Annotated in this window: 5 protein-coding genes; 3 read left to right on the forward strand and 2 right to left on the reverse strand. The window is 69.2% G+C overall.

Going from position 1 to position 5740, the window contains the following annotated elements:
• The first annotated feature begins 431 nt into the window (after positions 1 to 431).
• The 3 genes from FV223_RS18440 to FV223_RS18450 all read left to right on the forward strand — a co-directional run bounded on the left by FV223_RS18440 (position 432) and on the right by FV223_RS18450 (position 3883).
• On the forward strand, positions 432 to 1043 hold the full coding sequence (locus FV223_RS18440; RefSeq protein WP_147728379.1) for an urease accessory protein UreE: 612 nt from the start codon (positions 432 to 434) through the stop codon (positions 1041 to 1043).
• A gap of 97 nt (positions 1044 to 1140) precedes the next feature.
• The gene (locus FV223_RS18445) at positions 1141 to 2883 is read left to right on the forward strand and encodes a hypothetical protein (protein ID WP_147728380.1); all 1743 of its coding nucleotides are present in this window, start codon (positions 1141 to 1143) and stop codon (positions 2881 to 2883) included.
• Between the two features lie 145 nt (positions 2884 to 3028).
• On the forward strand, positions 3029 to 3883 hold the full coding sequence (locus FV223_RS18450) for a class I SAM-dependent methyltransferase (protein WP_147728381.1): 855 nt from the start codon (positions 3029 to 3031) through the stop codon (positions 3881 to 3883).
• Positions 3884 to 3893: 10 nt separating this feature from the next.
• Here FV223_RS18450 and FV223_RS18455 read toward each other — a convergent pair whose 3' ends face one another.
• Together FV223_RS18455 and FV223_RS18460 are read right to left on the reverse strand one after the other, a co-directional pair.
• Positions 3894 to 5042: a glycosyltransferase family 4 protein gene (locus tag FV223_RS18455; RefSeq protein WP_147728382.1), complete on the reverse strand. Its 1149-nt coding sequence runs from the start codon at positions 5040 to 5042 to the stop codon at positions 3894 to 3896.
• A gap of 31 nt (positions 5043 to 5073) precedes the next feature.
• A complete protein-coding gene (locus FV223_RS18460; protein ID WP_147728383.1) occupies positions 5074 to 5646 on the reverse strand; it encodes a hypothetical protein in 573 nt (190 codons plus the stop codon).
• Between the last annotated feature and the right edge of the window lie 94 nt (positions 5647 to 5740).

Here is a 5740-nt window from a genome sequence, read left to right on the forward strand (position 1 = left end):
GCACCGGCGAGGGCGCCGAGACCGGCGCCGCCGAGGGCGCGGTCCTGCGGCGTGTTGCAGGCGCCGACCGAGAGGGCGATGGTGCCTGCGAGGGCGACGGCGATGAGCTTCTTCATGAGTCCGTGACTCCCTTGTGCATCCGGTCCGGCATTTCGCCGTGGTGATGGTGCGGTCCGAGCTTAGCCTTATCGGCCATGAAATGCACTTGCCACGGCCAAGGTTCCGTCGAGATCGGCGACGGGCACCGGAAAGCTGGGCTCGGCCCGACCTCGTGCCGGCGACCGCGATGACTGGCCGCGCCGCGGTTCCCGTGGCCGGCCGCGCGCGAATGGGCCTCGGCACGGCGCATCGTGCGGGGTAAGAGCCTGCGGATGCGGGTTCCGCGAGGCCCGAGCCTCGTTCCTTCCGATCACCGCCTGAGAGAGGGTGCCATGCCGAGAGCCACCACGATCGTCCGCAAGGCCGCGGTCCGCCCCGACGCGGTCGTCGACACGATCAGCCTCGATCATGCCGGGCGCCAGGCGCAGCACGGACACCTCCACAGCGCCGGCGGCCTGCACATCGACCTCGCCCTGACCAAGGCCGCCGGGCTCGAGGACGGCGACGCCCTGCGCCTCGACGACGGCCGCCTGGTTGCGGTCAAGGCCGCCCCGGAGGCGCTGCTGGAGATCCGCGCCGAGAATCCGGCCCGCCTGATCCGCCTCGCCTGGCAGCTCGGCGGCAATCACGTCCCGGCCGAGATCGGCGCCGAGGTGCTCCACGTCCCGGCCTCGCCGGCCACGGCCGAGCTCGTCCGCGGCCAGGGCTGCACCGCGAGCCCGGTCGACCGCGCCTTCCGGCCCGAGCGCATGGCGCACGACCACAGCACCTGCGGCCACGACCATTCGCATGATCACCACGATCACGCGGCCCACGCCGATCGCGACCATGGCCACGACCACACGCACGCGGACGATCGTGGCCACGATCACCACGCGCACGATCCCGCGCCCCACGATCACGCGCCCCACGTGCATGGCCCCGGCTGCAGCCACGATCACTGACACGCCCCGCCGCCGACCGCGCCGGCCGACGACGCTTCACGGGATCGCAAGCCTCGCCTGCGATCCTGATACGGCGACGAGGGATCGAGGTCGGGACGTGAAACCAGCGCAAGCGCCGTCGACGTCGCTGCGCGACCGGATCGCGGGATCGGACCCGCTTCGGCGCGCCCTCCTCGCTTGTACGGCCGTGATGCTGGCGGCCGCGCTCGGCCTGCCGCAGGTTCTCGCGCTCCCGCCGACGATCACCAACTACTTTTTCGTCACCGACGCGTTGTGGCTCACCGGCATCGCCTTCATCCTCGCGCTGGGGGCGACCGTCACGATCCCGGAAGGCCTCGGGCGCTGGGTGCGCCTCGCGCAGGCGCCGGCACGCAGCATCGGGATCGTCGGGTTCCTCGTCGTGCTCGTTACGCTAATCGGAACGTTCGTCGTGTTCCACGGCGTTCCGTTGTCCTACGACGAGGTGATGGCCGACTTCGATGCGAAGGTGTTCCTCGGCGGGCACCCGATCGCGCCGATCGCGCCGGAATGGCGGCACAGCGTGCCGGCGCTGGCGACGAGCTTCGTGCTGCCGGTGCCGAACGATGCGGCCTGGGTCTCCGCCTACCTGCCGGTCAACGCGGTTTTCCGCGCGTCCTTCGCCCTGTTCGCATCGCCGACGCTCACCGGCCCGGTTCTCCTCGCGGTCGCCGTTCTCGCGCTCGCCGGGATCGCACGCCGCCTGTGGCCCGATCGGCCGGACGCCGCCCTCGTCGCGGTCTTGATGCTGGCCACGAGCCCGCAGGTGCTCATAGCGGCAATGACGCCCTACGCGATGACCGCGCATCTGGCGCTCAATTTCGTCTGGCTGCAGCTCTTCCTGCGCGGCGGACGCCTCGGGCATGGCGGCGCGATCGCGACCGGATTCCTCGCCTGCGGCCTGCATCAGGTGATCTTCCATCCGCTCTTCGCGCTGCCGTTCCTGGTCGGGCTCATCACCGGCCGGCGCTGGCGCCTCGCCGCCCTCTATCTCGCCGCCTATGCCGCCATCGGGGCCTTCTGGACGCTGTACTGGCACGGCCTCCTGGTCGCGACGGGCTACGCCGGGCAGGGCGAGGCGGTCGGTTGCGGCTTCATGGTCGAGCGCGTCGCCATGCTGCTGCGGGATTTCGAGTGGCGCGGCCTGGAGACCATGGCGATGAACGTCGTCCGCTTCGCCGCATGGCAGAGCCCGCTCCTCCTGCCGCTGACCGCTTTGGCCTGGCCGGCGATCCGTCGCGGCGAAGGTCTCGCCCGCCCGCTCGCGGCGGGCCTCTTCATCACGGTCGGAGCGATGTTCGTCCTGCTTCCCTACCAGGGGCACGGATGGGGCTACCGCTACCTCCACGGGCTGATCGGCAATGCGAGCCTGCTCGCGGCCCACGGGTGGATCCGCATCACCGGGACACCGGCCCCGCACCGGCGAAGCGTGGCCGCCGCCATCCTCGGCCTCGGCTGGATCGCTGCCGTGCTGATCCTGGTGCCCGGCCGCGCCCTCGAAGCGAACCGCTTCGCCGCACCCTATGCAAAAGCCGTCGAGGCCATCGCCCGGTCGCCGGCCGACATCGTCCTCGTCGACGATGCGAACCTCGTCTACGGCATGGATCTCGTCCGCAACGACCCGTACCTGCGTGAACGCCCGACCGTGCTTCTCCTGCGCCGGCTGTCGACGGAGAAGCTCGCCGAACTCTGCGCCACTCGGACGATCGCGCTGTTCGGACAGACCGAAGGCGCTCGGTTCGGCATCGCCCTCGCGCAGGAACTTACGGCGCCCGCGGTCCCGGCCATACCCTGCTCGGTGGCTGCCGTGCCCGTCCCCTAAAGGCGCGAGGCAGGCGCCGGCTCGCGTTCCGAATGCCGCCGGTCGTCAAGGCGACGGCCCCCCGGGAAAGCCCCTTACGCCGTTTCGGGCGGGATCGTTAACCAAGGCGACCTAATTTCCGGTTCCCTTCGGAGTTGCCCATCCCGTGATCGAACGCACGCTCCTTCGCGACTTCATGGCGGCCTACCCCGCACAGCCGGCGACCGCGTTCTGGCGTGCGATCGAGATCGGCGCCCTTGTTCGGCACGGCCTGCCCGAGGGGACAGGCCTGGACTTCGGATGCGGCGACGGCATTCTGACGGACATCTTGCTTCGACATGCCGGCTCGCGGCCCCTGATCGGCATCGATATCGATCCGCTGGAGATCGCCGCCGCACGGCGATTCCCGTTCTACGAACGACTGCACCACAGCCCTGACGGATCGGTTCCGGAGCCGGACGGCAGCCTTGACTTCGCCCTCTCGAACTCGGTGCTGGAACACGTCGACGACCTCGATGCAGCCTTGGCCGAGATCGCGCGTGTCCTGAAACCCAAGGGACGCTTCTTGTTCACGGTGCCGGCTCCGGCCTTTCGCGACCTTCTCGCCGGGAGCGTGCTTCCCGGTGCGGATCGCGAAACCTATCTGGCGACCCTCGACCGGCGGATCGCGCACCGAAATTATCTCGATGGGCCGGCTTGGACGAAAACGTGCTCGGCCCACGGCCTCGATGTGGAAGCTTGCGAGACGTATCTCGAGGGCCGGCAGGTCCGACGCTGGGAGAACCTGTCGCGGATGACCGGTGGCCTGCTCTATACGATTCTGGGCGAACGTAGCCGGCCGATCGAGATCCAGCGCGACCTTGGACTGCGTGACCCGACACGACCCCGCCAGTGGCCGGCCCCGATCGCGAGCCTCCTCGGCAATATTGCCGCCTTCGGCATCGATCTCGCGCCGCCGCGTGACCAGCCGCTCGCTCCCGATGCAGCGGCATGCCTTCTCGTCTTCGGAACGCGGGCATGACGGGTCGGATCTACCCGGCCGGGTCCGCACGGTAGGAAGCGACCACCCGATCGAGGGACGATGCCAGCGACAGGCTGGACGCGTGGCACCCGAACCAGGCGGCCGTTGACAAGCGAAGCGTATGACCGGCCGCCGCGACGCGCAGGATCGCCTCGGCCAAGGCTTCGGGCGATGCGCTATCGGCGACGAACCCGTTGACGCCATCCTCCACCAGTTCCGTCGCAGCGTTGTCCGCTCCCCGGACGAGGATGCTCGGCGTGCCGAGGGCGGCTGCCTCGACCACTACGAGGCCGTATCCCTCCCGCTCGGACGGATGAATGAGGCAGAGCGCGCGCGCGAGATGTTCGGTCATTGTCTCGGCGGACACGAAGCCCGGCACGTCGATGCGATCCCCGAGACCCTCCCGATCGACAGCGTCGAGCACCTCGCCCCGTGCCGGTCCGTCGCCGAGGATGAGGGCACGCAGGTCCGGCCGCTCCGCGACGGCCAGGGCGAGCGCCGGGACGATCGCGGCAGCCTGCTTCTCAGGAATATGGCGGCCAGCGAACAGGACGACGGGATCCGCGCGGGACGGCTCCCGAGACGTCGGCAACTGCGCGCAGAGCCCACGAAGGATCTCCGGCCGAGCCCGCAGCCCCTGCGCCGTCAGGCGTCGCGCAACGAGGATGGAGAAGCAGAAGGCATTCTGGGGCAAGCGCAGGCAGAGTCCCTGAACGAGCCACCCGATGCGACCGCCCAGCCGGCCGAGGTAGCGCGTCCAATAGGAGAACGACCAGAATTCGAACCAATCCACCGATACGCGATAATGATGGATCGGCTGCAGGAGGCCGATGGCGAGTAAGGAGAAATACGGGAAAGACGCGGTATGGATCGCGTCGTAGCGTCGCCCGTGGCGGAGCAGATGCCATAAAACGCCGAGGCCGAAGACGATGGGCGGCAATACCCTGCGGTTGCCTCCGGCCCCGTAGAGGGCCATCCGCGGGCCGACCGCAACGACGTCCACGTTCGGGACCTGCGCAGTCTCCCCCTCGGGCCATTGACGCAGCGTGAGATAGGTGACGCGGTGCCCCGCCGCCGCCAGAGCGTCGCCGAGATTGCGGTACCAGCGCTCGGCGCCGCCGATCGTGTGCGGGTAGAGGCAATCGTAGACGAGGCACACGTGCCGCTTTGTCTGAGCGGTCGCCACGCGCCTAAGCCGCACGGCGCAAGCTACGCTTGCCGATCCGATCGGGATCAACCTCGTTCGAGGCGCCTTCGATCAAGTTGGAAGACTTGTCACGAGCGAGAAACGCCGCCTCGTTGCCACCGATGACGGCGAGGAGGAAGCCACCGAGCCCGGTCTGCGTTCCGACGACCAGCAGCGAGGTGCCGACAACGGCGGGCAGCATCGTTCCGATTGGGCCGTAGCCGTTGTGTGACCAATAGCCGACGACGCCGAGAAGGACTGCCAGCCCCGCAGCGAAGCAGGCGGTGCCCCCGGCGAGCATCGTCTCGAGGGACACCCAGCGCGACCACCGAACGAGCGAAGCTGCTGGCCGGCGATACCCGGCGCGAACCCCGTACAAGTGCGTCGCCGCGGCCAGCAGCGCCGTGCTATGGCCGAGGCCGACGAGGGCGCCGGCGAGGATGACCCAATAGTTGCCGAACAGGATCTGGGTCGGCTCCGCGACGAACAGGCTGATCCCAGCGGCCAGCAGGATGAGCAGGCCCGCACCGCCCATCACGCCTGCCGGGACCGCGAACGCCCAGGTCGGGCTCAGCATCAGCAGGTAGCGCAGGTGGCGCCAGCCGTCGCGCCTTCGGGATGCAGATCGGCAACGACCTCGATCACGGCCGCATCCTGATTTTGATCAATGC

The sequence above is a fragment of the Methylobacterium sp. WL116 genome (genome assembly GCF_008039455.1).
Classification (GTDB): domain Bacteria; phylum Pseudomonadota; class Alphaproteobacteria; order Rhizobiales; family Beijerinckiaceae; genus Methylobacterium.